General features: G+C 50.5%; 23 protein-coding genes. 20 read left to right on the plus strand and 3 right to left on the minus strand.

Features of this window, described 5'->3' with window-relative positions; genetic code table 11:
- The first annotated feature begins 19 nt into the window (after positions 1 to 19).
- The 17 genes from PJDR2_RS07285 (at position 20) to PJDR2_RS07365 (ending at position 22,363) form a co-directional block, all read left to right on the plus strand.
- Complete coding sequence (locus tag PJDR2_RS07285) at positions 20 to 1,144, plus strand: GerAB/ArcD/ProY family transporter (protein ID WP_015843019.1); 1,125 nt, start codon at positions 20 to 22, stop codon at positions 1,142 to 1,144.
- On the plus strand, positions 1,134 to 2,633 hold the full coding sequence (locus PJDR2_RS07290; RefSeq protein ID WP_015843020.1) for a spore germination protein: 1,500 nt from the start codon (positions 1,134 to 1,136) through the stop codon (positions 2,631 to 2,633). The genes PJDR2_RS07285 and PJDR2_RS07290 overlap by 11 nt, the downstream gene beginning before the upstream one ends.
- Complete coding sequence (locus PJDR2_RS07295) at positions 2,630 to 3,802, plus strand: Ger(x)C family spore germination protein (RefSeq protein WP_015843021.1); 1,173 nt, start codon at positions 2,630 to 2,632, stop codon at positions 3,800 to 3,802. The genes PJDR2_RS07290 and PJDR2_RS07295 overlap by 4 nt, the downstream gene beginning before the upstream one ends.
- Before the next feature lie 65 nt (positions 3,803 to 3,867).
- Positions 3,868 to 4,089 carry a hypothetical protein gene (locus tag PJDR2_RS07300; RefSeq protein WP_015843022.1) on the plus strand — a complete coding sequence of 74 codons (222 nt, stop codon included), beginning with the start codon at positions 3,868 to 3,870 and terminating at the stop codon, positions 4,087 to 4,089.
- Positions 4,090 to 4,226: 137 nt separating this feature from the next.
- Positions 4,227 to 4,613, plus strand: a complete 387-nt coding sequence (locus tag PJDR2_RS07305) for a spore coat protein (protein ID WP_015843023.1) — start codon at positions 4,227 to 4,229, stop codon at positions 4,611 to 4,613.
- A 94-nt stretch (positions 4,614 to 4,707) separates the two neighbouring features.
- Positions 4,708 to 5,199: an Lrp/AsnC family transcriptional regulator gene (locus tag PJDR2_RS07310; RefSeq protein WP_015843024.1), complete on the plus strand. Its 492-nt coding sequence runs from the start codon at positions 4,708 to 4,710 to the stop codon at positions 5,197 to 5,199.
- 13 nt (positions 5,200 to 5,212) lie between these two features.
- Complete coding sequence (locus PJDR2_RS07315; protein WP_015843025.1) at positions 5,213 to 6,415, plus strand: aminotransferase class I/II-fold pyridoxal phosphate-dependent enzyme; 1,203 nt, start codon at positions 5,213 to 5,215, stop codon at positions 6,413 to 6,415.
- Between the two features lie 98 nt (positions 6,416 to 6,513).
- A complete protein-coding gene (locus tag PJDR2_RS07320) occupies positions 6,514 to 7,095 on the plus strand; it encodes a cob(I)yrinic acid a,c-diamide adenosyltransferase (protein WP_015843026.1) in 582 nt (193 codons plus the stop codon).
- Positions 7,092 to 8,042: an RluA family pseudouridine synthase gene (locus PJDR2_RS07325; RefSeq protein WP_015843027.1), complete on the plus strand. Its 951-nt coding sequence runs from the start codon at positions 7,092 to 7,094 to the stop codon at positions 8,040 to 8,042. Before PJDR2_RS07320 ends, PJDR2_RS07325 begins: the two co-directional genes overlap by 4 nt.
- A 17-nt stretch (positions 8,043 to 8,059) precedes the next feature.
- Positions 8,060 to 8,422 carry an arsenate reductase family protein gene (locus PJDR2_RS07330; protein WP_015843028.1) on the plus strand — a complete coding sequence of 121 codons (363 nt, stop codon included), beginning with the start codon at positions 8,060 to 8,062 and terminating at the stop codon, positions 8,420 to 8,422.
- Positions 8,423 to 8,426: 4 nt separating this feature from the next.
- The gene (locus PJDR2_RS07335; protein ID WP_015843029.1) at positions 8,427 to 9,620 is read left to right on the plus strand and encodes an aminotransferase class I/II-fold pyridoxal phosphate-dependent enzyme; all 1,194 of its coding nucleotides are present in this window, start codon (positions 8,427 to 8,429) and stop codon (positions 9,618 to 9,620) included.
- A 659-nt stretch (positions 9,621 to 10,279) separates the two neighbouring features.
- Complete coding sequence (locus PJDR2_RS07340) at positions 10,280 to 11,137, plus strand: 5'-3' exonuclease (RefSeq protein ID WP_015843030.1); 858 nt, start codon at positions 10,280 to 10,282, stop codon at positions 11,135 to 11,137.
- 285 nt (positions 11,138 to 11,422) lie between these two features.
- Positions 11,423 to 20,152, plus strand: coding sequence for an S-layer homology domain-containing protein (locus PJDR2_RS07345; protein WP_015843031.1), 8,730 nt, complete (start codon positions 11,423 to 11,425; stop codon positions 20,150 to 20,152).
- Between the two features lie 148 nt (positions 20,153 to 20,300).
- Positions 20,301 to 20,783: a GNAT family N-acetyltransferase gene (locus PJDR2_RS07350; RefSeq protein ID WP_015843032.1), complete on the plus strand. Its 483-nt coding sequence runs from the start codon at positions 20,301 to 20,303 to the stop codon at positions 20,781 to 20,783.
- Entirely contained in the window at positions 20,780 to 21,298 is a 519-nt protein-coding gene (locus PJDR2_RS07355; RefSeq protein WP_015843033.1) for a phage tail protein, read from the plus strand. The genes PJDR2_RS07350 and PJDR2_RS07355 overlap by 4 nt, the downstream gene beginning before the upstream one ends.
- A gap of 23 nt (positions 21,299 to 21,321) precedes the next feature.
- A complete protein-coding gene (locus PJDR2_RS07360) occupies positions 21,322 to 21,819 on the plus strand; it encodes a phage tail protein (protein WP_015843034.1) in 498 nt (165 codons plus the stop codon).
- Between the two features lie 19 nt (positions 21,820 to 21,838).
- Positions 21,839 to 22,363 carry a phage tail protein gene (locus PJDR2_RS07365; RefSeq protein WP_015843035.1) on the plus strand — a complete coding sequence of 175 codons (525 nt, stop codon included), beginning with the start codon at positions 21,839 to 21,841 and terminating at the stop codon, positions 22,361 to 22,363.
- A 56-nt stretch (positions 22,364 to 22,419) separates the two neighbouring features.
- Here the strand turns inward: PJDR2_RS07365 and PJDR2_RS07370 are convergent, their stop codons facing one another.
- Both PJDR2_RS07370 and PJDR2_RS07375 read right to left on the minus strand, forming a co-directional pair.
- Positions 22,420 to 22,692, minus strand: a complete 273-nt coding sequence (locus PJDR2_RS07370) for a hypothetical protein (RefSeq protein ID WP_015843036.1) — start codon at positions 22,690 to 22,692, stop codon at positions 22,420 to 22,422.
- Positions 22,693 to 22,749: 57 nt separating this feature from the next.
- Positions 22,750 to 23,046: a DUF3055 domain-containing protein gene (locus PJDR2_RS07375; RefSeq protein ID WP_015843037.1), complete on the minus strand. Its 297-nt coding sequence runs from the start codon at positions 23,044 to 23,046 to the stop codon at positions 22,750 to 22,752.
- A gap of 212 nt (positions 23,047 to 23,258) precedes the next feature.
- Between PJDR2_RS07375 and PJDR2_RS07380 the strand changes: the two genes are divergently transcribed.
- Positions 23,259 to 24,242, plus strand: a complete 984-nt coding sequence (locus PJDR2_RS07380; protein WP_015843038.1) for an HRDC domain-containing protein — start codon at positions 23,259 to 23,261, stop codon at positions 24,240 to 24,242.
- A gap of 32 nt (positions 24,243 to 24,274) precedes the next feature.
- Here the strand turns inward: PJDR2_RS07380 and PJDR2_RS07385 are convergent, their stop codons facing one another.
- Positions 24,275 to 25,249: a zinc dependent phospholipase C family protein gene (locus tag PJDR2_RS07385; protein WP_015843039.1), complete on the minus strand. Its 975-nt coding sequence runs from the start codon at positions 25,247 to 25,249 to the stop codon at positions 24,275 to 24,277.
- Positions 25,250 to 25,416: 167 nt separating this feature from the next.
- Between PJDR2_RS07385 and PJDR2_RS07390 the strand changes: the two genes are divergently transcribed.
- Entirely contained in the window at positions 25,417 to 25,878 is a 462-nt protein-coding gene (locus PJDR2_RS07390) for a chemotaxis protein CheX (protein ID WP_015843040.1), read from the plus strand.
- Between the two features lie 116 nt (positions 25,879 to 25,994).
- A complete protein-coding gene (locus tag PJDR2_RS07395) occupies positions 25,995 to 26,768 on the plus strand; it encodes an SDR family NAD(P)-dependent oxidoreductase (RefSeq protein WP_015843041.1) in 774 nt (257 codons plus the stop codon).
- Positions 26,769 to 26,786: the final 18 nt, after the last annotated feature.

Below are 26,786 nucleotides of genomic sequence, written 5' to 3' on the forward strand. Positions count from 1 at the left end.
GCGAAGGTGGTGAATATCTGTGCAGCCTAATGCCAAGCCTATCGGTTTATGGCCAATTGTTATGATGACTCTGCTCAGTGTTGGCCTTGTCAATCACGTCATCGTTGTTCCCCTGCTGCTTGCCGAAGCGAAAAGAGATGCTTGGCTGAGCATACCGGTTGCGCTTATTATCGCGCTTCCCGTTGCAGTATTTCCTTTGCAGCGCGTGATGTTCAAGATGAACAGAGTACGCTTTGACGAATGGCTCAGGCAGCGTGTCCCGGCTTTTTTCGTATGGTTGATTCTCGCAATTATTAATTTGGCCTTGCTGTTTGTCGCTTTTGGATCATTGGTTGACGTTGTCGCCTGGACATCCAATACCTACCTGCCGTTGACACCGCAATACGTGGTTCTGTTTATCTTCTGCTTTATCTGCATGTTTGCGGCCATGAACGGGCTGCGCACGATTGCTTATGTATCCTGCATTCTGCTTCCAATCGTTGTAGTGCTGGGGGACTTTGTCATGTCGGCTAACATGCCGGCCAAGGACTACAGGTACTTGCTCCCGATGTTTGAAATAGGATTGTACCCGGTATTAAAGGGGGCCGTCTACTCGCTCAGCGCTTTTATGGAACTGTCCTTTCTGCTGCTTATCCAACACGAGATGACAAGAAGCTTTAAGAAATGGCATCTCCTGCTGCTAACCATTATGCTCATGCTCTTGACCTTGGGGCCGACAATCGGCGCCATCACTTTGTTTGGGCCGGAAGAGGCAAGTATTATGCGTTATCCGGCTTACTCGCAATGGCGTCTTGTGAAGATCGGCAAATATTTCGAGCATGTTGATTTCTTTGCCGTATTTCAATGGCTTTCCGGCGCGCTTATTCGGATATCGCTGCCGCTTTATTTAATTCAGATTTACGGTCCATTTAGGAAAATAAAGCGGAAATGGATCAGCATGATGATCACCGTTTTAGTCTTGGCTGTCGCAAGCTTTACCGTTCTGATGCATATGAAATGGTACATGATCCTGATGCATGCTTACTTTCAGGTAGCTTGGATTCTGTTTGGCGCCGTTCTTCTGCTGTTATGGATTCTCTCGTTCCGCAAACCAAAGAAGTCAGCCCAGCCGGAAGCGCAAGGAGGTTACCGCAATGAGTCATGAACCGGAAGAACAACATCGCAAACGGGATCGTCTGGACCGAATTTTTGAAGAATTGGCCGGTTCCGGGGACATTGTTATTCAAACGTTAGAGGTTGGCAAAGAAGAACCAAAGCGGGGATTTCGCATTCTAATGTGCAGCGGCATGGTGGACATGCAGACGGTATTTATCGCCTTGCTGCCGCAATTGGACAAGCTGGCCGAGAATATAAACAAAAACTTTGGAAAGTTTGATCAGACAGAAGCTGTGCACGAGCCGGTCGTGATGGACAAGAACCACCTGCACAAGGAAGGCTGTTCGTTTGGCGCACGCCTTTCGCTTGATGATGAACGGGAGGTCGCTTTCTTTTTTTCCAACCTTTACTCGGGCAGCGTCATCGTAATCGACGAAGCAACGCGGTCGGTATATTCCTTTGATATTGCAAGCATTCCGGGACGCCAGCCCGAAGAGTCAACGATGGAGCTGTCGGTCAAAGGGCCGCGGGACGGGTTTGTGGAAGGGATTACTACCAATATTGCACTGATCCGCAGAAGACTCCGGACGCCGGATCTGAATGTGGAATATATGAAAATCGGAACCGAGTCGCAGACGGAAATCTCGATTATGTTCATGAGGAGCAAAGCAGAGCCATCCTTGGTCAGAGAAGCCAAAAAACGGCTGGATGCGATTCATATCGAAGCCTTATACAGCTCTTCCGAGCTGGAGGAGCTTGTGTCGGACAGACCCAACAGCCTGTTCCCGCTCGTTGATTATATCGGCCGTCCCGACTATGTGGTTCAATCCTTGATGCAAGGCAGGGTATGTCTCCTGGTTGATGGCAATCCCTCGGTCATTATCCTGCCGGGTAATCTGACCCTACTTGTAAAATCCCCTGAGGATGCCCATCTTCCTTATTACTATGTAACTCTAGAGCGGCTGCTCCGTTTTACGGGGTTTGTTCTTGCTATTTGTCTCCCCGGCTTCTGGGTCGCTTTATCGGCCTATAATACGGATCAGATTCCGTTTACGCTGCTGGCTACCGTCACGAACTCCCGAATCGGCCTTCCGATATCGGCCACGATGGAAATGTTTCTTATGATGGCGATGTTCGAGTTATTCCGGGAAGCGGGCGTGAGGCTGCCCCGGCCCGTTGGCCAGACGGTGTCCGTCGTTGGAGGACTCATTATCGGGGATGCTGCCATCCGGGCAGGCATAACTTCGCCGACGATGCTTGTGGCAGCCGCTATTACGGCAGTCTCCACCTTTACGCTGGTTAATCAGACCTTAAGCGGAACCGTCAGCATATTACGTTTTTTCGTGCTGATCCTCTCCTCGATGTTCGGGATCTTCGGCTTCTTTGTCGGCGTTTTTTTAATCCTGATCTATATGTGCTCGCTTGAAACGTTTAATCAGAATTACATGCAGCCCATTGCCCCGATTAAATGGAGGGAATTAGTGACGGGATTATTCCAGAAGCCATGGAAGTCCAGAGCAAAAGGTGAGAAGCCATGAAAAGTCATGCGAAATTTCAAAGCTATGCGAAAACCGTAAAAGCTGCCCTTGCTCTATGTATGATGCTTGTAACGGGAGGCTGCTGGGATGAAGTTAATCTGCAGGATGTCAGCTATATCTCGGCAATCGGCGTTGATTATGTAGACGAACACTTTGTTGTATATGCCCAGATGATATCGTTTGGCGTCATCGCCAAACAGGAAGGCGCAGCGCCGCCAGGGAGTCCGATATGGGTAGGCAAGCACGAGGGGAATACCAATCTTGCCGCCGTATTTAATTTAATGGATTCCTCCCAATACAAGCTATCTCTTAATCATCTGAAGTCAGTCGTGATCCACGAGCGTGCTTTCAAAGAAATGAAGCAGATTATCGACAGCTTGAACCGGTTGAGCTCGACCCGATTCAATTCGCTCGTGTTCGGAACCAAAACGGACATTAACGAGCTGTTTACGATGGACATGCTGTTCAACAAGACGCCGTTAACAACACCGCTGTATGCGCCGCACATCGAGAATAATCAGAACAGCTACGTGGAGCCGATGACGCTGCAGACATTTGTTCGGGGAGCGCTTGAGCCGGCTATGACAGTGAAGTTGCCTTCGCTTTCCATCCTGACTGATGACTGGGAAAATAATAAAAAAAAGCTGAGCTTCCTGATGGTTGACGGCGCGTTTTTGTTCAACGAGAAGAAACCGACCGGTTATGTATCCCGGAAAAATTCCAAAGGGCTGATCTGGACAGGCGAAGCCTTTAAGCGATCGCTTGTACCCGTTCAGATTGAGGACAAGAGAGGCTCGATTATCGTGGATTCGGCCAAATCGAAAGTTGAAGTGAAGTGGGACGACAATAGCCCCAAATTTGTTTTGGGGGTTGGAATAACGGGTCACTTAATTGAAGCATCGGGCGACTTTACGGACGCGGAGCTTATTGGCCAGGTGGAGCAGGCTGTAAAAGCCCAATTGGAGGATACTTACCTGAAAGGCTTGGCGCTAAATGCTGATCTGTATGATCTGGAGCATCAGCTGTACCGTCATCACAACAAGAAGTGGAAGCATCTTGTTAAAGAAAATTGGAAGCCCGGTCCAAAAGATTTGACGATCGAGGTGAAATGCAAGATTACGAAGGAATCGGAGCTCCGCACGAAATCCGAACTCGAGCTGCATACATAATCCATGGGAGTTACGCCCATAATACGTATGCTATCCCAAACTTGGCATGAAGGAGACGAAAACATATGCTTCAAGCTCTAACCGCGAAAGAATTGGAATATATCGCGGACTCGATGTCCAATGAAGATTTGCTGATCAAGCAAAATGCACTACTCGCATCCCTTGCGACTAACCCGGCCTTAAGACAAGCCGGCATGGCGGAATTGCAAACGCATCAGCAGCATTATCAAACACTGATGCAGGCACTTCAACAGCATCAGCATTTGGCGCCAACACAACCTCAATAATATAAGCTCACGAAGCATGAATTGCTTCACAATTCATTAAGCTTATGCTTACGAAGCATGAATTGCTTCACAATTCATTAAGCCTATGCTTACGAAGCATGAATTGCTTCACAATTCATTTAAGGAGGACATCAACCATGTACCAACAACAGCATCATTTGCCGGATGAAGACCTGGCTTATACCGTACTATCTGACTTGAAGCGGGTCGTTCGCGAGTACGCGACGGCAGCAACGGAGTCATCCTGCCCGGAAGTACGTCAAATGTTCACCCACCTGCTTAACAGCACGCTGAAGCTGCAAGGGAACCTGTTCCAGGTCATGCAGTCGCAAAACATGTACAACACGGCTTCTTCCGCGCTTCGTCAAGAAATCGACAAGCAAACGAAGGAATATCAGCAGACGCAGCAAAAAACGACCCAATATTTGCAGCAGCGCATGGGCAACTCTCAGCCTTCGTTCCCGCAGTACGGCCAGTTCCAGCAACAGCAGCAGAACCATTCGCATCAGCCTTTCTACATGTAAAGACCCTTCGGGGTCTTTCGTTTTTTTTCTTTGCAGGAACCTTTAATTCGTTGTAAAATATTTTAATAACCGCAGTTTTGGAAGGAGTTTGACGATGAACGAACTACAGCTGAAAGTGCTGGAGCTGCTCAAGGAAGACGCGCGACGCGACGCCGACCTGATCGCCGCCATGCTGAATGAGCCGGTTGAGAGCGTAAAGCAGGCAATTGCCTACATGGAAGAAGAACATATCATCGTTAAATATGCCACAGTTGTGAACTGGAGCAAGGTTGATGACGAGAAGGTTACGGCATTGATCGAGGTTCAAATTACACCTGAGCGCGGACGAGGCTTTGAAGGCATCGCCGAGCGCATATACTTATATCCGGAAGTGAAATCGGTCTATCTGATGTCCGGGGCATACGACTTGCTTGTCGAGATTGAAGGTAAGAATCTGAAAGAGGTTGCCTCTTTTGTTTCCAATAAATTATCACCTATCGACAAAGTGCTGTCGACAAAAACAAACTTTATTTTGAAAAAATACAAACAGGACGGAATTATCTTCGAGGAGCATGAAGGTGACCATCGATTGATGATTTCGCCATAAGAGGGTGATGGCTATGATTAAAGACGAGGTAACATCGAATCATCGCCAATCAATGGCTGATTATTTGTCGCCGCTTGCTCGGAGCATCAAACCGTCAGGCATCCGGCGCTTTTTTGATTTGGTTAGTACCCGTAAGGACGTAATTACGCTTGGCGTAGGCGAACCGGATTTCGTAACGCCTTGGCATGTGCGCGACGCGGCTGTGTACGCGCTCGAGAAAGGCAAGACGCAATATACATCCAATGCCGGTATGCCGGAGCTGCGCGAAGCTATCGGTCAATATTTGAACGATTCGTTTGCCGTTTCCTATAATCCGGCTAATGAGGTTCTGGTAACGGTCGGCGGCAGCGAAGCGATTGATCTTGCCCTGCGGGCATTGATCAGCCCTGGCGACGAGATTCTTATTCCGGAGCCGTGCTATATTTCCTACTCGCCTATTACAACGTTGAGCGGCGGAAAAGCCGTTGGCATCGAGACCTTTGCGAAGGATAATTTCAAGCTGAAGGCGGAATCGCTGCGTGCGGCGATTACACCAAAGTCCAAGGTTCTTATTTTATGTTATCCAAGCAATCCAACCGGCGGCATTATGACTTACGAGGACTGGCTGCCAATCGCTAAGGTTGTTGAAGAGAACGACCTGATCGTTATTTCCGATGAAATCTACGCAGAGCTTACGTATGGCTCCAAGCATGTGAGCTTTGCCGCAATCCCGGGCATGAAGGACCGGACGCTTCTTGTGAGCGGCTTCTCCAAAGCCTTTGCCATGACCGGCTGGCGGATGGGTTATGCATGCGGCCATCAGGATCTGATTGGCGCCATGCTGAAGATTCATCAATACACCGTTATGTGTGCGCCGATTATGGCCCAATATGCTGCGCTTGAAGCGTTGACTCCTCATGGCCTCGAAGAGAAGGACCGGATGATGGAGTCTTACAACCAGCGCAGACGGCTTGTTGTGAAGGGCTTCCGCGAAATCGGGCTGGAGTGCCATGAACCGGAGGGAGCATTTTACGCGTTCCCTTCCATTACGTCAACTGGTCTTACCTCCGAGCAATTCGCACAGCGGCTGCTGGAGGAAGGGAATGTCGCTGCTGTTCCCGGCGATGTATTTGGCCTAGGAGGCGAAGGACATCTGCGCTGCTCCTACGCAACATCGGTTGCCCAGCTTACGGAGGCACTTGACCGGATCGGACAATTTGTTCATAAGCTGAAGTAAGGCTAATAGGGCAGAAGATAAACAGGCAGGGCGCGCCCTTGCCTGTTTTTTTATGATATAGTGAAGGGAACTACACCCTTAGGAAAGGGCTGAATTGTATGAAAATTTATACTCGTACGGGAGACAAAGGCCAAACCTCGCTTATTGGCGGTCGGGTACGCAAAGACGATATACGTGTTGAAGCTTACGGCACGATCGATGAGCTGAACTCCTTTGTTGGGCAAGCTGCAGCGGAGGCTGCGAAGCATGAGGAACTGAAGGATATGGCCGCACTCCTCGTAGATATTATGCAGGAACTGTTCGACTGCGGCTCGGACCTGGCCTATGCAAGCCCGGGAGCTCCGCTTAAAGTGACGGAAGAGGCGGCGGTTAGACTTGAGGCAATGATCGATCAATATACCGAAGAGGCACCTGAGATTACAAGATTTATTTTGCCTGGAGGAAGCTCCGTATCGGCTTTGCTGCATGTGTGCCGTACCGTATGCCGGCGGGCGGAGCGCCGCGTCGTTACGCTTGCCGCCGAGCATCCTGACAATCCGGCTAATCCGGAAGTACAGAAATATTTGAACCGTCTGTCGGACTTTTTCTTTGCAGCGGCAAGAGCGGCGAACGCGAAGCTTGGCGTGCCTGATACCGAATACGTACGGAGTGCGGAAGTGTTCCGCAAGAAATCGAAATGACGGTAAAAGATATTGCGGGTTATTACAAAGCGCTGGCCGTTGAGGTCGGCGCTGATATGGCAGGAAAAGACGTCAGGACGGTGCTGGAACGGAAGCTTGGCGTATCACGCTCGCTTCTGTCCCGGCTCAAGCTGACCGAATATGGCATTACCGTTAATGGAGTAAGGGCTTATACCACGGCGAAAGTGACCGAGGGAGATTCGGTTGCCATCCGGATGGAGGAAGAGATCTCGGAGGATATTTTGCCGCAGGATCTGCCCTTATCAATAGTGTTTGAAGACGATTATCTGCTTGTCGTGAACAAACCCGCGGGCATCATCGTCCACCCGACGAAAGGACATTACACCAATACGCTGGCTAATGGGATTGTGCATCATTGGCAGGTTAGGGGCGAACGCGTACGGTTCCGTCCGGTACACCGGTTGGACGAAGATACGTCGGGACTTGTCGTGATTGCCAAAAATCCGTACATACACCAGCAATTGTCCGAACAGCTGCAGGCCGGAACAATAATGAAGATCTATTGCGCCTACGTTTACGGTACGCCGTCCCCTGCAGATGGAACGGTGGGTGCGCCAATTGACCGCAACCCTGAGGATCCGCATGTTCGAATCGTAACGCCGGAAGGTTATCCGTCCGTTACGCATTATAAGACGGCAGCTGTATTTGGCGGGGGACAAGCATCAAAAGTGAGGTTAAAGCTGGAGACGGGGCGGACTCATCAGATCCGCGTCCATATGAAGCATATCGGCTGTCCGCTGATTGGCGACGGCATGTACGGACTGCAGACGGGCAAGGTAGACGAGTGGGAAACAGCCGCCGGACGCCAGGCGCTTCATGCGGAGACGCTTGGATTGACGCATCCGATGACGAAGGAATGGAGCGAGTGGACGGCAGCGCTGCCGCCTGATCTTGTGCAGCTGGAACTGGCGTTAAGAGAGTGCTAATAGGAGGATTTACACAGATGAGCAAGCTGACGATTTATCAATATCCGAAATGCGGTACATGCCGACAGGCCGTCAAATCGTTGCAAGCAAAGGGCAACGAGCTGGATCTGAAGCATATTGTAGAAGAAACACCAACTCCGGCTGAACTGAAAGTGCTTGTTCAGAACAGCGGCTTGGAGCTGAAGAAGTTTTTTAACACTTCCGGTGAAGTGTACAAAGCGCTTGGCCTGAAGGACAAGCTTGGCAGCATGAGCGAGCAGGAGCAGCTTGAATTGCTGGCTTCCCATGGCATGCTGATCAAACGCCCAATCGTAACGGACGGCAAAAAAGTGACGGTTGGGTACAAGGAAGAACAATACGAGCAAGTATGGAACGGGTGACGGGATGAGGAAATCATGGCGTTCTGAACGGCTGTCGCAGCTAGGCTCTTCGATTTTCGCCGAGGTTGCGGAATGGAGAAAGGAAGCAGCCGGCAAAGGCCGGGATATAATAAACCTTGGCATCGGAAGTCCGGATAAGCCTCCAACGGAAGCAGTAAGAAAAGCGCTAAGCGAAGCGGCGCTGCGCACGGATATTTATGCTTATCCGGGTACGCACGGCAGTACAGGCTTTCGCCGGCAGGCAGCCGCCTGGATGGAGCATCGGTTCGGAGTGAAGCTGGATCCCGATCGTGAGCTGGTATCCCTGATGGGCTCGCAGGATGGATTATCCCATTTGGCAATGTCGCTGTGTAATCCGGGAGATGTGGTTATCGTGCCTAATCCCGGTTATCCGATTTATACGGCGGCGCTGGCATTGGCAGGCGTAGAGCCTTACTTGCTGCCGTTGAAGGAAGAGAATCATTTTCTCCCGGATCTCGACTCGGTGCCGGAAGAAGTGTGGGAACGCGCAAAATTTATTTTGCTGAATTATCCGGGCAATCCTGTATCGGCCATTATTGATCTTGCCTTCTTCGAGCGATTGCTCGCTAAAGCCAAGCCATACGGCGTACTGGTCGTCCACGATGCGGCATACTCCGAAATGGCCTTCGATGGACATGAACCCCCAAGTATATTGGCTGTTCCGGGAGCCTTGGATGGAGCCGTAGAATTCCATTCTTTGTCCAAAAGCTTTAATATGGCCGGCTGCCGTATCGGCTTCCTTGCGGGGAACCGCGAAGCCGTCGGAGCGCTGCGCGAGCTGAAGGAAAACATCGATTACGGCGTATTTGGCGCTGTTCAGGAAGCGGGCGTAGCGGCGCTGCAGGAAGCCATGTCTGCTTCTGCGCCGCCTAAAGCCGGCGTATTATATGAGCAGCGGCGGAATTCGTTCATCGAGGCTTTAGCCGCTGAAGGCTGGGCTGTAGAGAAGCCGAAGGCTACCATGTTCGTGTGGGCAAAGCTGCCGGAGCGCAGCGATGGCACAACGTGGACTTCCCGCGAGTTCGCCCGAGGCTTGCTTGATCAAACGGGCGTTGTTGTTATTCCTGGCGAAGCGTTTGGCAGCGAAGGCGAAGGGTTTGTGCGGATTGCTTTGGTCGAAGACGAAGCAAGGCTGCGTGAGGCTGCTCGGCGGATCGGTGCGTTTCTTAGAGGCTAGGATCCTGATTGCCATGCGGCACTACGCAAGCCAATACTCTTCCGATCGCCATTGTCCCCGAATTTCTTGTTTGTAATCCGCCAGCGGATGAAATTCGGGGACAAAAGCGAACGTTGCACTTCTCCAGAGTATTGGCTTGCTTCGCTTCGTCCAAGCAATTATTTAGGGGCCATTTGCATCACTCGTAACCTGAGTGATGTAGCCTTTACTATGTCATCACTCGGAATACGAGTAATGGATCTTCATTAGTTTGTCATCACTCGTGAATGGAGTGATGGTTAACGGGCCACGCGGCCCGTACACGGTTTTGGTTTCATCTTAATGCAAATTCAGCGGCATTAAGAGTGGCGAGCGAGGGAACGGAGCGAGTGAATCTTCGGGGGGAGCGGGAAGCGGAGTAAGGGAATGTTCTTGAGAAGCGGAGCGTACGCCTTTGTTTTCAAAGTTTATCATCCGACAAATAATAATCCGAGAAACTTTGAAAACAACAGCGATCGAAAGAATATTCCCTTACGCAGCAACCCCAGCGACCCATTCCCCGAGAAAGCTTGCCCAGTGACCACCCAGTGACCAGCATTCAATGCCAGCTTTTGCATTACAAGGAACGCCAAAACTGCTGTACAATAGAATTATATTATGGTGTAGAGGATGGCCTTTCGATGAACGAAAATAAAATTCTTATAGTAGATGGAATGGCGCTGCTATTCCGTGCCTTTTTTGCTCAGCAATACAGCGCTAGAAGAATGGCAGACGGTACGCCTACCAATGCGATTTACGGTTTTATGCAGTATCTGTTTGACGCGGTTAACCAGTTTCAGCCGACTCACGTGGCATGCTGCTGGGATATGGGGAGCAAAACGTTCCGTACCGAGATGTACTCGAATTACAAAGCTAACAGACCGGAAGCTCCGGACGATCTGATCCCGCAATTTTCGCTCGTGAAGGATATCGTAGCCGCTCTTGGTATTCCGAATATCGGAATTGAGGGCTATGAGGCGGACGACTGTATCGGTACGGTATCGAAGCAGCTCAGCCAAATGGCTCATGTGTACATCCTGACGGGTGATCAGGATATGCTGCAGCTGGTAGAGGAACGCATTCATGTTGTCATTATGAAAAAAGGCAGAGGCAATTATGCGGTCTATGATCTAGGTTTCCTTAAAGAAGATAAAGGTATCCATCCTTTCCAGGTTATTGAGATGAAAGGTTTGACCGGCGACACAAGCGATAACTATCCGGGAGTCAAAGGAATCGGCGAAAAAACGGCGCTGAAGCTTCTTCAGGAGTTTGAGTCGATCGACGGAATTTTGAGCAATCTGGACTCCGTATCGAAGAGTATCAAGGCAAAGATTGAAGCCGATTTGGATATGCTGCATCTATCACGGACGCTTGCACGGATTAACATTGAAGTGCCGGTTGCTTGCAGCCTGGAGGAATGCGTATGGAGCGTTCCGGTTGAAGCAGAAATTGTATTTGAAAAATATCGTCTGGCCTCATTATTGAAAATTATCGTTTAACTGGAAGGCAGCTGTGCTTAGCATAGCTGTCTTATTTTTTTGCCAAAAAATACTATTTTTTCGTTGCGGAAAAAGGAAACTGAAAGGAAATGTCGAATTGGTAACCAAGACCTATATTGGCTAAAAATAAGCAACTTCTCATGTTAGCATTGCCCGTTGGTGATAACAGGGTGACAAGCGACTTGAGAGGGTTTTTGGCGCGCGAAAACCGGCAGATCTGCTAGCAACAGAAGGGTAACAAACGGTACGGGGCAGGGGTCATCTGAACAAATAAGGAGGCGTATTATGAAAGGTGTTTTACGAAAAATAGGAATGGCGGTTATGTCAGTAATGCTGGCATTAATCGTGTTCAGGCTGCTTCCCGCGCAAACGAGTTACGCGGCGGCTCTACCCCAAATTCCGGCAAGCGTGGATTATTTCCACGATAATTCCGGTTATTATTTTAATGGAGATGACTCCGTAGGCCCGGGTTATAGCTGGATTGGAACTTATTTTGATTCTGAGTTTGGCAACTCTGTAACAGTATTGCAATTTGATCTGAGTTCCATTCCTGCTTCGGATATGGTATCGAGTGCGAATTTAAAGCTGTTTGTTCCATATGTGGATTATGATCATACAGATCCGACTCCGTTATTTGTCAATGTGTACGGATCAAATGATGATGCCATTTCGGAATCTTCGCAAAAGATTCCTACCCAAGACGTTACGATCGTTAGCGAACAAACGGGTATTACGCAAGGTCAGTTTCTAAATATTGATCTTACCTCTTATATTAGCAGTCAGGTTGCCGCAGGTGATAAAAAAGCAACCCTTGTACTGACAAGTAAGAATACACCTGGTAAGAGCAACCAATTTGCTATTAATTCCAACAACGCTCCATCCAACAAACCAGCGCTGGAAGTAACAACAGCAACAAACGCAAAAGTTGCTTCGGTGACTGCTCCACCGAACGGCACATACACAACCGGGCAAAACCTGAACTTTACAGTGAATTTTGACCGGGTCGTCAACGTAACGGATGCTCCCAGCATACCTTTGACAGTTGGGTCAACGGGTGTACAGGCGACCTACGTATCAGGTACCGGAACTACCGCGCTCACATTCCGGTACACGGTTGCAAGCGGGCAACTTGATACCGATGGGGTATCATTAGGAGGATCGATCAGCCTCAACGGCGGCACCATTAAAAATGCAAGTAATGAAGACAGTATTCTTACCCTCAATAATATCGGCTCTTTAAGCAATGTAAAGGTAGACGCCGTGGCTCCAACGGTAAGCTCGGTAAGCGTACCGGCTAACGCGACTTACGGCAGCGGACAAAGCCTTACGTTTGCCGTCAATTTTAATGAACCTGTAAACGCAGCAGGCGGAACGCCTAGCCTTGGTCTTATTATCGGATCAACAAACGTACAGGCCAATTACGCAAGCGGATCGGGAACAAGCTCGCTTGTATTCCGGTACGATGTGCTAGACGGGCAATCCGATTCGGACGGCATTACGGTTAGCAACCTTTCTCTCAACGGTGCAACCATCAAAGACCTTGCAGGCAATGCGGCAGCTCTGACTCTCAATAGCGTTGGCAACACGGCAGGCGTGAGAGTAGATGCTGTAGCACCTGCCATCAGTTCCGTAGACATGCCTTCCGCAGGTACGTATAAGACAGGCGATCAGCTTAACTTTACGGTCCATTACAACGAGAACGCAAACGTGACGGGCAGTCCTTATTTGCCGGTTACAATCGGCGCATCTTCGAGGCAAGCAACCTATGTATCCGGATCGGGAACACAAAACCTTCTTTTCCGCTACACGGTCCAAGCGGGCGATCTTGATGCCGACGGTGTTCAGCCAGGGGCAAATCTGGTGCTGAACGGGGGAAGCATTCGGGATGCGGCAAACAATAATGCAAGTCTCGCGCTTTCCGGCATAATCACCAATACTGTATTGGTGGACGCGGTTGCCCCAACAATCAGCAGCGTAAGCGTGCCGGCAAATAAAACTTACTTGGCCGGGCAAGATCTCGAATTCACGGTTCAGTATGATGAGCTGGTGGCGGTAACGGGAACGCCTTTTTTACCAATCACGATCGGCAGTAAGGCTGTTCAAGCAAGCTATGTATCGGGTTCGGGAACAGCAAACCTCTTGTTCCGCTATACCGTTCAGGCAGGGGATTATGATGGCGACGGAATCGCGGTTGCCTCCGGCTTGAACTTAAACGGCGGTACCGTAAGAGACGTCGCCGCGAATAACGCGAATCTAGCTTTAAACAATGCAGGCAGTACGACTGCGGTGTTGGTGGACGCGACAGCCCCAACCGTTAGCAGCGTTGATGTGCCGCTGAGCCAGACGTACGGGCCAGAAGCTATTCTGGACTTTAGGGTTCATTTTAGCAAAAAGGTGGTCATTGCGGGCGGAACGCCTTTTATTCCTTTAACGATTGGATCCTCCACAGTACAGGCGCAATATTTATCCGGAGCGGGTACGGACACGATAGTATTCAGCTACGTCGTGCAAGCTGGCGACAATGATAATAACGGCATTGAAGCCGGCAGCGCTATTTCTTTGAATGGCAGTACGATTAAGGATGAATCGGGGAATCATGCGATTTTGACTTTGGTTGGCGTCGGCAGTACGACTGCCGTCTTGGTAGATACGGCGGGACCTGCGGTTACGAGCGTGGATGTGCCTGCGGATAGCAGCTACAAAGCTGGCTCCGCACTGGAGTTCACCGTTCATTATTCCGAAAACGTTGCGGTAACCGGAATTCCATCCTTGCCAATTACCATCGGCTCTTCTACGGTTCAAGCCGCGTATGTTTCCGGAGCGGGTACAAAAACCCTTTTATTCCGGTATACGGTGCTTAGCGGACAGGAGGATTTGGATGGCATCGAAGTTGGCAGCGCTCTGGCGCTAAATGGCGGAACGCTGGCGGATGCGGCAGGCAATGAGGCAGGTTTGACCTTGACAGCTGTTGACGATACCAATCAAGTGCTTGTCGATGCCGTAGCTCCATCCGCTGTAAGCATTGATGTGCCGGCAGCTGGAATTTATAAAGCAGGCAGCAGCTTAACCTTTACGATCCACTATGATGAAAAAGTTGCCGTTACCGGTACCCCCTATATCACGATAACGATCGGAAGCACTGCGGTTCATGCCGTTTACGCTTCCGGATCAGGCACTAAGGATATTACGTTTGCTTATTCCGTTCAGAACGGGGATGAGGACACGGATGGTATCGAACTAGGCACGGTTGCGTTAAATGGTGGAGCGCTAAACGATGCAGCGGGTAATGCGGCTAGCTTATCGCTTACTGCAGCGGGCAGCACCAACGCGGTGCTGGTTGATACCATTGCACCAACCATCTCAAGCGTGGATGTGCCGGATAACGGTATTTACAATGCAGGGGATAAGCTCAAATTTATCGTGCATTACGACGAAAAGATTACGGTAACCGGCGGAACGCCTTTCCTGACGGTAACGATTGGATCGGCTGCGGTTCATGCTGTTTATGCGTCGGGTTCGGGCACAAGCTCTCTGTTGTTCGAATACGACGTGCAAGCGGGAGATAATGACCAAGACGGCATTCAAGCCGGCAGCGTCATTCAGTTAAACGGAGCGGCGATTCAAGACGCGGCAGGCAATGCCGCTGTTCTGGCCGTGACAACGGAAAGCACTAGCGGAGTGCTGGTGGATACCGCTGCACCTGCTGTCACCAGTGTACAAGTGCCTAGTAATGGCAATTACAGCGAGGGTTCGACCTTAAACTTTACGGTTCATTACAACGAGAAAGTAACGATTGCCGGTTCGCCGACCCTTCCTATTACGATTGGTTCTTCTACCGTTCAAGCGGCATATGTAACGGGAACGGGAACGGATTCTTTGGTTTTCAGCTACACCGTTTTAGCGGGTCAAGTGGATTTGGACGGCATCTCCGTTGGCGCCTCGCTCAACTTAAATAGCGGAACAATCGCTGACGCGGCAGGCAATGCGGCGGAACTGGCGCTCGCTTCCGTAGGCAGCACAAGCGCTGTCCTCGTCGATGCGATAGCGCCATCGATTGAAAGCGTGGACCTGCCCGCAAATGATACCTACGTGGCAGGAGAGCAGCTGGATATCACGATTCATTACGATGAGGCGGTAACGGTCACCGGAACGCCATCCATCTCGATGACGATTGGTTCGGCTACGGTCCAAGCCCAATATGTCTCGGGTACGGGAACAACAGATCTGCTGTTCCGCTACACCGTAAAAACCGGCGACAATGATGCGAACGGCATTGAAGTAGGAGCTCTGAACCTGAACGGCGGAACGCTGAAGGACGCAACAGGCAACAACGCCGCAGCGGTTCTTGGCGGCCTGGGCAGCACGGCCGGGGTGAAGGTTGACGCCGTAGCTCCGGCAGCAACTAGCCTGGATGTTCCGGCTGAAGGAACGTACAAAGCAGGCGAGGCATTAACCTTTACGGTACATTACGACGAAGATGTTTACGTAACCGGCGGAACGCCCTATTTGTCCGTAACGATTGGGACTACGCCAGTACAAGCTTCTTACGTATCGGGAACCGGCACCAATGCGCTGGTATTCCGCTATACGGTATTGGCGGGTCAAGAAGATACGAACGGCATTGAGGTAGGTAACGCGGTAAATCCGAACGGAGCTTCCATTCAGGATGCAGCCGGCAATGCGACTGGCCTTGCCCTTACGGGAGCAGGCAGCATTAGCACGGTACGCGTAGATGCGATTGTACCAACCGTAACAAGCGTAGCAGTTCCGGCGAACGGAACCTATAAAGAAGGCGATCAGCTGGATTTTACGGTTAACTTCAACGAAAGCGTAACGGTAAGCGGTGGAACGCCTTATTTGACGATCACGATTGGTTCCGCGACGGTTCATGCGCCGTATGTATCAGGCACCGGAACAAGCGGTTTGTTATTCCGTTACACGGTACAAGCGGGCGACCTTGATGCAAATGGCATAGTAGCGGGTACAGACATTGCCCTGAACGGAAGCACGCTTAAAGACGCGGCAGGCAATGCGGCAGATGTAACGCTTGCTTCCGTAGGCAGCACAAGCGCTGTCCTCGTCGATGCGATAGCTCCATCGATTGAAAGCGTGGACCTGCCCGCAAATAATACCTACGTGGCAGGAGAGCAGCTGGTTATCACGATTCATTACGATGAGGCGGTAACGGTCACCGGAACGCCATCCATCTCGATGACGATTGGTTCGGCTACGGTCCAAGCCCAATATGTCTCGGGTACGGGAACAACAGATCTGCTGTTCCGCTACACCGTAAAAACCGGCGACAATGATGCGAACGGCATTGAAGTAGGAGCTCTCAGCCTGAACGGAGGAACGCTGAAGGACGCAACGGGCAACAACGCCGAAGCGGTTCTTAGCGGCCTGGGCAGCACGGCAGCAGTAAAAGTGGATGCCGTTGCTCCAGCTGTAACAAGCCTGGACGTACCGGCAGACGACACGTATAAAGCAGGCGAAGCCTTAACGTTTACGGTTCATTACGATGAAGCCGTCAACGTAACGGGCGGAACGCCATACTTGTCCGTAACGATTGGGACGACGCCAGTGCAAGCTGCATACGTGTCGGGAACCGGCACCAATGAGCTGGTATTCCGCTACACTGTGCTGGCAGGTCAAGAAGATACGAACGGCATTGAAGTAGGCAGCTCGGTAAATCTGAATGGCGCTGCAATAAATGATGCAGCGGGTAATACGGCTGGCCTTGCCCTGACAGGTGCAGGCAGCATCAGCACGGTCCTTGTAGACGCAATTGTGCCAACCGTAAGCAGCGTAAGCGTTCCGGCTAACGGAACGTACAAAGAAGGGGACCAGCTGGATTTTACGGTTACCTTGAACGAAAACGTAGCGCTCAGCGGCGGAACGCCGTATTTGACCGTCACTATTGGCACGACGGATGTCCATGCCTCGTATGTGTCGGGAGCGGGAACCAACGCTTTGTTGTTCCGCTACGCGGTACAAGCCGGCGATCATGATACGGACGGCATCGCGGTAGGCAATGCCATTGCGCTGAACGGAAGCACGCTTAAAGACGCGGCAGGCAATGCGGCAGACTTAACGCTTGCTTCCGTAGGCAGCACAAGCGCTGTCCTCGTCGATGCGATAGCTCCATCGATTGAAAGCGTGGACCTGCCCGCAAATGATACCTACGTGGCAGGAGAACAGCTGGATATCACGATTCATTACGATGAGGCGGTAACGGTCACCGGAACGCCATCCATCTCGATGACGATTGGTTCGGCTACGGTCCAAGCCCAATATGTCTCGGGTACGGGAACAACAGATCTGCTGTTCCGCTACACCGTAAAAACCGGCGACAACGATGCGAACGGCATTGAAGTTGGAGCCCTAAACCTGAACGGCGGAACGCTGAAGGACGCAACGGGCAATAACGCCGAAGCGGTTCTTAGCGGCCTGGGCAGCACGGCCGGGGTGAAGGTCGATGCCGTTGCTCCAAGCATTACGCAGGTGGAGGTTCCGGCAAACGGTTCTTACAAAGCAGGATCAAACCTTCAGTTTACTGTGCATTTCAGCGAGAATGTTCATGTAACCGGCGGTACTCCGGAGCTCGACTTGAAGCTTGACGGTAAAACCGTTCAAGCGGCTTACGTTTCCGGATCGGGTACTAATGCTCTTGTATTCCAATACGAAGTGCAAGCTGGAGACACGGATTCGGATGGCATTGAGCTTGCTGCAGGTATTTCCTTGAATGGTGCGGCAATAGCTGACCAAGCAGGCAATGCGGCCGTACTTACCCTTGCAAACCCAGGCGATGCAAGCGCCGTACGGATCGACACGACCGTGCCGGTCGTGAGCCTGGTCAGCATGCCTGCCGACGGAATGTATCATGCGGGGGCAAACCTTGATTTTATTGTTAAAACAAGCGAACCGGTTATTCTTAATGCCGCCGCAGGAAAACCATACATGGAAGTACAGGTTGGTTCTGCTGTCGTTAAGGCGGAATACCTTGAAGCCGTATCTTCAAGCGAGTTCAAGTTCCGCTACACGGTACGTCTTGAGGATCAGGATTCGGATGGCATCAGCGTTGATTCCGGAGCACTAGCTTTAAACGGAGCGGTTATCTCGGATGCTGCAGGCAACGGCTTCAGCACAACGCTTAACCATATCGGCGCCACCGGGAACATCAAGGTCAGCAACAACTTCTCGATAGCGCTGAGCGAGACAAACTGGACGAATAAAGACGTAACGGTAACCGTCACGACGGATCCGGACAACAAGATTGAATACAAGCTGGGCAGCAGCGGGTCATGGACGAGCTATACCGCTCCCGTACTTGTAACTCAGGAAGGTCTGACGGCCTTTTATGCGAGAGTTATCGATCCCGATAATCACGTTAGCGAGGTCAAGTCAGTCGAAGTGAAGATCGACAAGACAGCACCGGTTATCGTGTTGAACGGCAATAACACGGTGATTGTTTATAACGGCAGCACCTATACGGAGCAAGGGGCTAAAGTGCAGGATGCGAATCCGGCTGATCCTCTGGCTACGGTTACTGGAACGGTGAATACCACCACGCTTGGAACTTACACGCTGCAATATAACGCGGTAGACCTTGCGGGCAATCATGCGGTAGAAGTGATTCGCTACGTCAACGTGGTCAACAAACCGGTCAGCAATACGAATGTGCGTCAAGTAACCGTTGAAATAGGAGACCCGGATCATCCGCAGGTCATTGTGCAGATCGATATTGTACGCGAGGTAATCGGCGGCAAGAAGGTGGACACCGTCGTTATGAACGAGGACAAAATCAAACAAGCGGTTGCAAGCGCGATAGGAGCCCATCAGGGAACGATAAGAATTATCGTGGACGATATTCCCGGAGATCCGGCGGACGAGGTCAAGGTGAAACTGACGGTCAACTCCATCAAGTATCTCCTCGACAGCTCGATTCAAGTGGTGATTCAAACGGAGAATGCGACGCTTCATCTATCCACCGAGGCATTGGGGGCGATGAAAGGCAGCCAGGAGTTCTTCTTCGATATCCTGCCGATCCGCAAGAAGGACGAGCAGGACGCGGTGAAGGACAGAACGGTTAACGCGGAAGCGATCCGCAAAATCGCGAACTCGGGTAAAGTGACCGTTATCGGCATGCCGATGACGATTGAAACGAATTTGCCGAAAGTAGCGGTTCAAGTTACGTTCCCGCTGGATTCCAACGTGATTCCAAGCGATCTGAATCAAAGAAAGCTTTTCCTCGCCAGTCTTGGCGTATACATTGAACACTCGGATGGCGAAAAGGTATTCCAGCGCGGGAAAATCGTCTATAACGACAAAGGTTATCCGGTTGGCATCGAAATCGAGGTAAACAAGTTCAGTACGTTTACGATTGTCTCGGCAGAAGGAGCAAGCGTGCATCATAATGCTTATATGACCGGATATTCCGACGGTACGTTCCGTCCGAATCAATCGGTGACGAGAGCGGAAATGAGCACCATGCTGTATCGTCTTTTGTCCGGCACGCTTCCAGGCCGAGGCTCCGTCACCGCCTTCAAAGACGTATCCGGCAGCTTCTGGGCTTCCGAAGCAATCCGGTGGGGGCAGCAGGTGGGGATTCTGAACGGTTATCCGGATCATACCTTCAAGCCAAACGCGACAATTACGCGAGCCGAAATGGCGGCTATTATCGTTAAATGGCTGCAGCTCGATCCCGATGCCGCAAATCCTGCTTTCCGCGATGCGAAGGGGCATTGGGCGTCTGTCCAAATTGCCGCGGCAGCAAAGCTTGGCTACATGACCGGATATTCGGACGGCACGTTCCGTCCGGATCAGCCGTTAACCCGTGCCGAAGCGGTTGTTATTGTTAACCGGATTCTTGGCCGCGGTCCGTTAACTGGCGTAACAACGCCTACTTGGAAGGATGTATCGGCTTCTTTCTGGGCGTTCGGAGCGATTGAAGAAGCGTCAAGGTCTCATGACGCAGCACGGGATTCCGGTGGCAGCGAGACATTTATACCGGAATAGATCTATTGTTTTTGAAGCCCTTGCCTTTTCCAGGCAGGGGCTTTTTTTAATATTTTTATACATTAATTGACAATATCCGTCTCTTAAATCTATAGTAGAATTGCACTACTTTTTTGCTAATATTTACTATTCAAAATGTGGGGGTGCGATGCTGGTATTCGAATCCGCTTGTCCTGAACATGCTGTTTTTTTGTTTGAGGTTTATGCCGATACAAGGCGCGAAGAGATGGAAGCCTGGGGTTGGCCGGCTGGCGAAGCAGAAGCTTTTTTGCGTATGCAGTACGAGCTTCAGACCAGGTCCTATGCGTTGCAGTTCCCTGAGGCCGTAACGCAGGTCATAAATCATGGCGGGAATAGAATAGGAAGGATCATTACTTCCAAGAGCAACTCTATTCATCTCATTGATATCTCCTTGCTGAACGCTTACCGCAATAAGGGAATAGGTACGGCTGTAATAACCGGATTGCTGGAGGAAGCGGCGGCAGCGGGTCTGCCGGTTAAGCTCAGCGTATTGGAGCACAATCAGGCAAAGCGGTTGTACGAAAGACTTGGCTTCAAGGCTATAGGGGGAGCATCTCCTTATATCTCTATGACCTGGCGGCCAGATACGAGAGAGGAGCAGTTAATATGAGTTATCAATATGTAGGTGAAATTCGCATGTTTGGAGGCAATTTTGCTCCTATCGGCTGGGCATTTTGCAACGGTCAACTATTGTCCATCAGCGAAAACGAAGTTTTGTTTTCCTTGATCGGTACAACTTACGGTGGAGACGGCGTGTCTACCTTTGCGCTGCCGAATATGCAGGGACGCTTGCCTGTACATACGGGACGCAACAATGCGACAGGCGGCATGTATACGATTGGCCAGAATGCGGGTACCGAATCCGTCACATTAATTATGAATCAACTTCCTGCTCATTCCCATGCAGCGAACAGTTCAACATTATCGGGAACGAGCAACAGCCCAGAGAATGCTTTCTGGGCTGCAAGCGACAAAAATCTTTATTCCGACGCGGCCTCCGACGTTACTTTAAATGCTGCGGCTATCGGAGTGACCGGCGGCAGCCAGCCTCATGACAACATGATGCCTTATCTGGCGGTTTCGTTCATCATTGCGCTTGTGGGTATCTATCCGTCCCAATCCTAGAGAGAGAACAAGGAGGAAATAACATGGCAGAACCATTTCTTGGCGAGGTAAGACAATTTCCGTTCAACTTTGCACCGAAGGGCTGGGCGCAATGCAATGGCCAGCTGCTGTCAATCCAGCAAAATACAGCCTTATTCTCGCTACTGGGTACGACCTATGGGGGGAACGGCACAACGACTTTCGCGCTGCCGAATTTGCAAGGGCGCGTTCCGGTTCATCCAGGCCAAACCGTCGTATTAGGGCAGACGGCCGGCGAGGAAGCTCATACGCTAACCATTAACGAGATGCCGCATCATAATCATCAAGCTAAAGGCGGATCAGATGCTGCGGGATCGGGACCAGCGGGAAAAACCTGGGGTACTTCAACCAGTGTTTCTCCTTTTGCTCCACAACCCAATACGATTATGTCTCCAAATGCCATCGCGCAAGCGGGCGGCAGCCAACCCCATAATAATATGCAGCCGTATTTGGTTATCAATTTCTGTATCGCACTACAAGGAATTTATCCTTCGAGAAACTAGTAGAAAGGACTGAAACGAAATGGATCCATACGTTGGCGAGATTCGGTTGTTTGCAGGCAACTTCGAACCAAGAGGCTGGGCATTCTGCAATGGTCAAATTATGTCAATCCAGCAAAATACAGCTTTGTTCTCTTTGCTTGGCGTCACTTACGGAGGCGATGGCAGAACGACTTTCGCTTTGCCGAATCTTCAAGGCCGTGCGCCCATGCATTGGGGACAAGGGCCGGGACTTACTCCTAGAGATTTAGGCGAGACGGGCGGCGAACCCGATGTGACCCTTCTTCAAACCGAAATTCCTGCCCATACTCATCTGGCAAACGCTCAAGCCGCTTCTAACAAAACGGAGGCTCAGAATGATATTTGGGCAATGGCAGGCGCGCCTGGCCGGGGCGGAATCCAATACTATTCCGATAAAACGGATGTTGCACTCAATCCGCTTGCTGTAGGAATAACAGGCGGTTCTCAGCCGCACAACAACATGCAGCCTTATCAAGCACTCAATTTTATTATCGCGCTTCAAGGTGTCTTTCCTCCAAGATCATAATGAGAACAAAGCCCCGGCCAAGTTAAATTGGCCGGGGCTTTGTATAAAGCTTCCTATTATGGTTCATCCATTGCATCAGGGAGCGAGTCGTAATCATCATCGCCCGCAAAATCACGGTTATATTCCTCGTGCATTTGGCGATCCTCATAGCCGTAAGGCCTTGAGGATCGCTGATCAATGCGCCAAGGACCGCTTTTGCCAGTTGGCCCCGTTATGCTTGAGCCGTAGGAACCGTCAGGGAACTCCTCATGCGAGAGATCGTTCCTTTGCGATTCCACTGTCGATAAATCCGTATACTCGCTGCGGTCTTCGTCCATAAACCGATCCACCGATATCTCCTCCTGAAATGGCTTAAGTTTGCGTTCGCCCTCTCAGTGTACCCTTGATTAATCGGTAAAATTCACCGTTCCTACTACAAAATATAAAAACTGGGCGAGCTCAGCCGCTTCTTCCTCCGTCAGGTTAAAGGTATATTCCAGATAACCTTCCTCTTCCAGATCATCCGGTCCGATGATAGCCGTACGACCGGCTTGAAGATCGGTAATCAGCTTCTTGCCGTAAAATCTTGCCGTCGACATAATAGCGAGGTCGAAACGCTTCATGCTTGGCGTAATAAACGTCACAAATCTTGTGGATGTATCTTCCGTTGTATCGGACATAAAATCGTAATCAGGCAGCAGCATGATAAAGCCTCCATAAATCGTTTGAACACATTATACAATAAGAAAACGCTTGTAAGAAAGGTTCGGTTATGATAGCATTGAACTAATCGAATAAACGAACGTGAGGAAGCACCTCTCTTGCATTTTTTGCAGGAGGGGTGCTTTTTTTTTCGTTTACGCTAGTTTACGTTTATTCGCGCGATTATCCATTTTGATCGAGGAGTGAATGAATCATGCAAATCGTTTTTTTGAACACGTTTGAAAAACCGGCTGAGGACGGCATCATTGTTACGGGAAAACTCTCCATCTGCGAGAGAGACGGCATCTGGGCAGTCTTATGGTCGGAGGGGACGGAAGAGGCGGTCAGCTGGTTTGAAGGTACGTCTTGGGAAGAAATGTTGATTGGTTTCCGTCATGGCGTAGCAGTGAAAATGGGTGAAGGCTATACGCCTGTCGTAGACGGCATGCTGGAGGAGAAGCGGGGAGGAGCCGGCAGTTTCTTGTCGATGCTGCAGTGTTATGGAGAGCTTCATGCGAACCAGGAGCTGTTCGAAGGACTTCGGGAATGGCGCCGCAAGAAGGCAGTCTCGGAGAAGCGTTCGGCTTATTTGGTTGCCACCAATCGGATGCTGTGGATGATTAGCGCATTTGTTCCTTATACAACGGAAGAATTGATGCAGATTCCGGGCTGGGGAGAGCAGAAACATGCGGCATACGGACAGGAGCTCCTGGAGATTACGGTACAACATGTCCGCGAGACCGAATTTCCGCTGAAATGGGTAACCGAGAAGCTGGAGCCGGCTGCGTATACCCAATGGATGTACAAGCAGAAGGAGGCTCGCTACAAGAGCGACATGATCCGGCAGCAGCAGAAGAAGCGGATTTTGAGCTTTGTATTCGAAGGCGGTTCGATGGAACAGCTGCAATCGGAGCTTGAGCTTCCCCGTCGCGAGATTATGGACCGGATTGAACAGCTCGAGACGGAAGGCTATGACTTTGAGCCGCTTATCGCAAGGGAGCTCGCCGATATGCCCGATACGGAAAGAGAGTTGATCTGGGAAACGTTCCGCCAGGCAGGCGACCGCTACTTGAAGCCCGTGCTGCAACAGGTATACGGGGAAGACAGCTTGAAGGAAAAGCAAATGGATGTACTCTATGAAAGGCTGCGCCTTGTCCGCCTCCACTACCGGAAGTCCGCGAAGCAGCATGCGATGTAATTGTCTGGGAAGAAATAAAGGAAGCACCCCGTTTAGGGTGCTTCCTTTATTCCGCCATCCGGCCAAATAGGCTCTGCATATCGAATGATCGCGCCGGAATCGCAGGGCAGTCCGGTCTCATAGGAGAGGTTGCCGATCCGCTCGGCGGCAATCTGACGAAGCTCCGGCCTTCTGCTGCCCTGTCTTAAATATTGAAGCACGGCGGGAATAACCAGCTGCGCATCCTCCATGGCACGGTCCCATAGTATCCAGGCTGTCTCATTGCGGATAACCGTTTTGTCCGAAGGATCAATCCATGGCGTCCCGGCCTCATTCAGCACGTCGTAAGGCACCTGCTTCCGAAAGACGAAGGGTTCCATTTGCCCAAAGGTAACGGATCGTTTAATAGACGTGGGATCGTGAAACAGCCGTTGAGCCCGAATCATATCCCGGATCGCGGTATTCCAATCTTCCTGTAGGACGACCGGTGCAAGCTCTGGATAGTAGCTGCCCGTAATGGCCTGGAAGGCTTTAACTACAGCTTCCGGCAAACGGCCTCCAATATCAATTTTACGCCAAACCGGTGTTTTCCACGTTTCAATTCCCCATTGCTGTCTTGCAATAATCGTATCCATCATCACCTCGTAACGCTGATGATCCCATTTGCGGAAGCCGGATCTGCTGAAGACAAGCGGGTGCATATGCCGGTCGAGCACATGATGGAGCACAAATCCCAATGAATAAACAACAGCCGGATCTGGCTGCGCGGCATCTGCCGAACGTCCGAGAATCGAATCAAGTAGCTTCATAAGGACAGGCCCGCAGTCCCGGTTATGCATTTCGGTGCCCAGCTGAATCATGGGCGATTTTCCCTGCCAAGGCAAAAACCGGTGATAGAATAGGAAATCCGGACCCTGACAGCCCATATAAAATAACCGGCAGAGTGGTTCCGAAGCCGCAAGCCCGGACTCTTGCAGTTGATCAAGTACTTTTTGGCCAAATATAAGATGAGCCCAAACATTAGGCATGGAAGAAAACCTCCACATTTTGTCAAATTAAGTATGAAAAAGTGACTATGTGCGTAGGACTTAAGTTTCAATAATGATAATATTAGTATACTTGTCCTACATATTTAAGTATAATGGAAATAGAATAGACTACGTGCGAATTTTGTCGAAAAGGAGCGTTCCCGCTAATGAAGGCAGAATACATTAATCCGTTTCTTGAAGCCGCAACGATCGTCATCGAGCAGGTGATTCAGATTCGGCCTTCCACTGGAAAGCTAGGCCTGAAGAATATCGAATTAGTAGAAAATCACATTTGGATTCAGATTGGGATTAATGGGCAAATGAATGGCGACATTGTATTCGGGCTGAGTGAGCAGGTAGCTTTGAAGATGGTCTCAGCCATGATGGGCGGATTTATCATCTCCGAGCTAGACGAGATCGGCCGCAGCGCGATATCCGAGCTAGGCAATATGATTAGCGGTAACGCGAGCACCATGCTTTTCAATCAAGGGGTAAGCGTAGATATTACACCTCCAAGAATTATTCAGTCGGCTAGCGCCGAAAGCTTATCTGCAGGACAGGCATTAACGGTGCCTCTCATTATGGACGGAATCGGTCAATTTGATATTCAAGTCCTAGTCGCATCGTAACATGGAAACAGGCTCCTTCGGGAGCTATTTTTTTTTGGTTTATCTTTTGCTAATCGGGGATTGATCAAGTACACTGAAGAGATGAGAATGAGCGAAGCGGATGCAGGTGATGATGAGTGTTAAAGGGGAAAATTGTCCTTATTTCCGGAGCCTCCAGCGGTATTGGAGCGGTCACGGCGAAACAGCTGGCTAAGCTTGGAGCGGTGCCGATATTGACCGGACGGAACCTGGAACGGCTTCGCAAGCATGCGGCCGCAATCGGTGCGGCATGTCCGATGTATCAGATGGATGTAACCGATATGAAGCAGGTGCAGCAGACCGTTGATGTCATTATAGCGAGTTACGGTAAAATCGATATTCTGCTGAACAATGCGGGCTTTGGCAAATTCGAGACTTTCCTGGAAGCGGATGTAGAAAGCTTCGAACAGATGATGGACACCAACTATATGGGAATTGTCCGCTGTACGAAAGCCGTGCTGCCCTACATGCTGAAGCAGGGAAGCGGACATATTGTTAATATCGCTTCTATGGCGGGGAAAATTGGTTCCTCGAAGTCTACCGGTTACTCGGCAACCAAGCATGCGGTGCTTGGCTTCACCAATTCTCTGCGCATGGAGCTGAATGGTACAGGTATTATGGTATCGGCGGTTAATCCAGGACCGATCCGTACCGAATTTTTTGATGTCGCCGATCCTTCAGGCACTTACGTGAAAAACGTAAACTGGTTTATGATGAAGCCTGAATATGTCGCGTCGCAAATAATTAAAGTGATGGAACGGCGGAAAGCCGAAGTAGATCTGCCAAAAACAGCGGCTGTTGGCATTAAGCTGTATCAGCTGTTCCCGCGCATCGCCGATCGTGTGTTTGGCGGTTGGTTTAATCGAAAATAGCGGTGGAAAAAGAGAGGA

The sequence above is a fragment of the Paenibacillus sp. JDR-2 genome, from assembly GCF_000023585.1.
GTDB lineage: Bacteria > Bacillota > Bacilli > Paenibacillales > Paenibacillaceae > Pristimantibacillus.

What these genes read in the sequence shown, in the direction of transcription:
- PJDR2_RS07290 (WP_015843020.1), top strand. Translation starts at nt 1,134, where the DNA reads ATGAGTCATGAACCGGAAGAACAACATCGCAAACGGGATCGTCTGGAC.
- PJDR2_RS07295 (WP_015843021.1), top strand. Translation starts at nt 2,630, where the DNA reads ATGAAAAGTCATGCGAAATTTCAAAGCTATGCGAAAACCGTAAAAGCT.
- PJDR2_RS07300 (WP_015843022.1), top strand. Translation starts at nt 3,868, where the DNA reads ATGCTTCAAGCTCTAACCGCGAAAGAATTGGAATATATCGCGGACTCG.
- PJDR2_RS07305 (WP_015843023.1), top strand. Translation starts at nt 4,227, where the DNA reads ATGTACCAACAACAGCATCATTTGCCGGATGAAGACCTGGCTTATACC.
- PJDR2_RS07310 (WP_015843024.1), top strand. Translation starts at nt 4,708, where the DNA reads ATGAACGAACTACAGCTGAAAGTGCTGGAGCTGCTCAAGGAAGACGCG.
- PJDR2_RS07315 (WP_015843025.1), top strand. Translation starts at nt 5,213, where the DNA reads ATGATTAAAGACGAGGTAACATCGAATCATCGCCAATCAATGGCTGAT.
- PJDR2_RS07320 (WP_015843026.1), top strand. Translation starts at nt 6,514, where the DNA reads ATGAAAATTTATACTCGTACGGGAGACAAAGGCCAAACCTCGCTTATT.
- PJDR2_RS07325 (WP_015843027.1), top strand. Translation starts at nt 7,092, where the DNA reads ATGACGGTAAAAGATATTGCGGGTTATTACAAAGCGCTGGCCGTTGAG.
- PJDR2_RS07330 (WP_015843028.1), top strand. Translation starts at nt 8,060, where the DNA reads ATGAGCAAGCTGACGATTTATCAATATCCGAAATGCGGTACATGCCGA.
- PJDR2_RS07335 (WP_015843029.1), top strand. Translation starts at nt 8,427, where the DNA reads ATGAGGAAATCATGGCGTTCTGAACGGCTGTCGCAGCTAGGCTCTTCG.
- PJDR2_RS07340 (WP_015843030.1), top strand. Translation starts at nt 10,280, where the DNA reads ATGAACGAAAATAAAATTCTTATAGTAGATGGAATGGCGCTGCTATTC.
- PJDR2_RS07345 (WP_015843031.1), top strand. Translation starts at nt 11,423, where the DNA reads ATGAAAGGTGTTTTACGAAAAATAGGAATGGCGGTTATGTCAGTAATG.
- PJDR2_RS07350 (WP_015843032.1), top strand. Translation starts at nt 20,301, where the DNA reads ATGCTGGTATTCGAATCCGCTTGTCCTGAACATGCTGTTTTTTTGTTT.
- PJDR2_RS07355 (WP_015843033.1), top strand. Translation starts at nt 20,780, where the DNA reads ATGAGTTATCAATATGTAGGTGAAATTCGCATGTTTGGAGGCAATTTT.
- PJDR2_RS07360 (WP_015843034.1), top strand. Translation starts at nt 21,322, where the DNA reads ATGGCAGAACCATTTCTTGGCGAGGTAAGACAATTTCCGTTCAACTTT.
- PJDR2_RS07365 (WP_015843035.1), top strand. Translation starts at nt 21,839, where the DNA reads ATGGATCCATACGTTGGCGAGATTCGGTTGTTTGCAGGCAACTTCGAA.
- PJDR2_RS07375 (WP_015843037.1), bottom strand. Translation starts at nt 23,046, where the DNA reads ATGCTGCTGCCTGATTACGATTTTATGTCCGATACAACGGAAGATACA.
- PJDR2_RS07380 (WP_015843038.1), top strand. Translation starts at nt 23,259, where the DNA reads ATGCAAATCGTTTTTTTGAACACGTTTGAAAAACCGGCTGAGGACGGC.
- PJDR2_RS07385 (WP_015843039.1), bottom strand. Translation starts at nt 25,249, where the DNA reads ATGCCTAATGTTTGGGCTCATCTTATATTTGGCCAAAAAGTACTTGAT.
- PJDR2_RS07390 (WP_015843040.1), top strand. Translation starts at nt 25,417, where the DNA reads ATGAAGGCAGAATACATTAATCCGTTTCTTGAAGCCGCAACGATCGTC.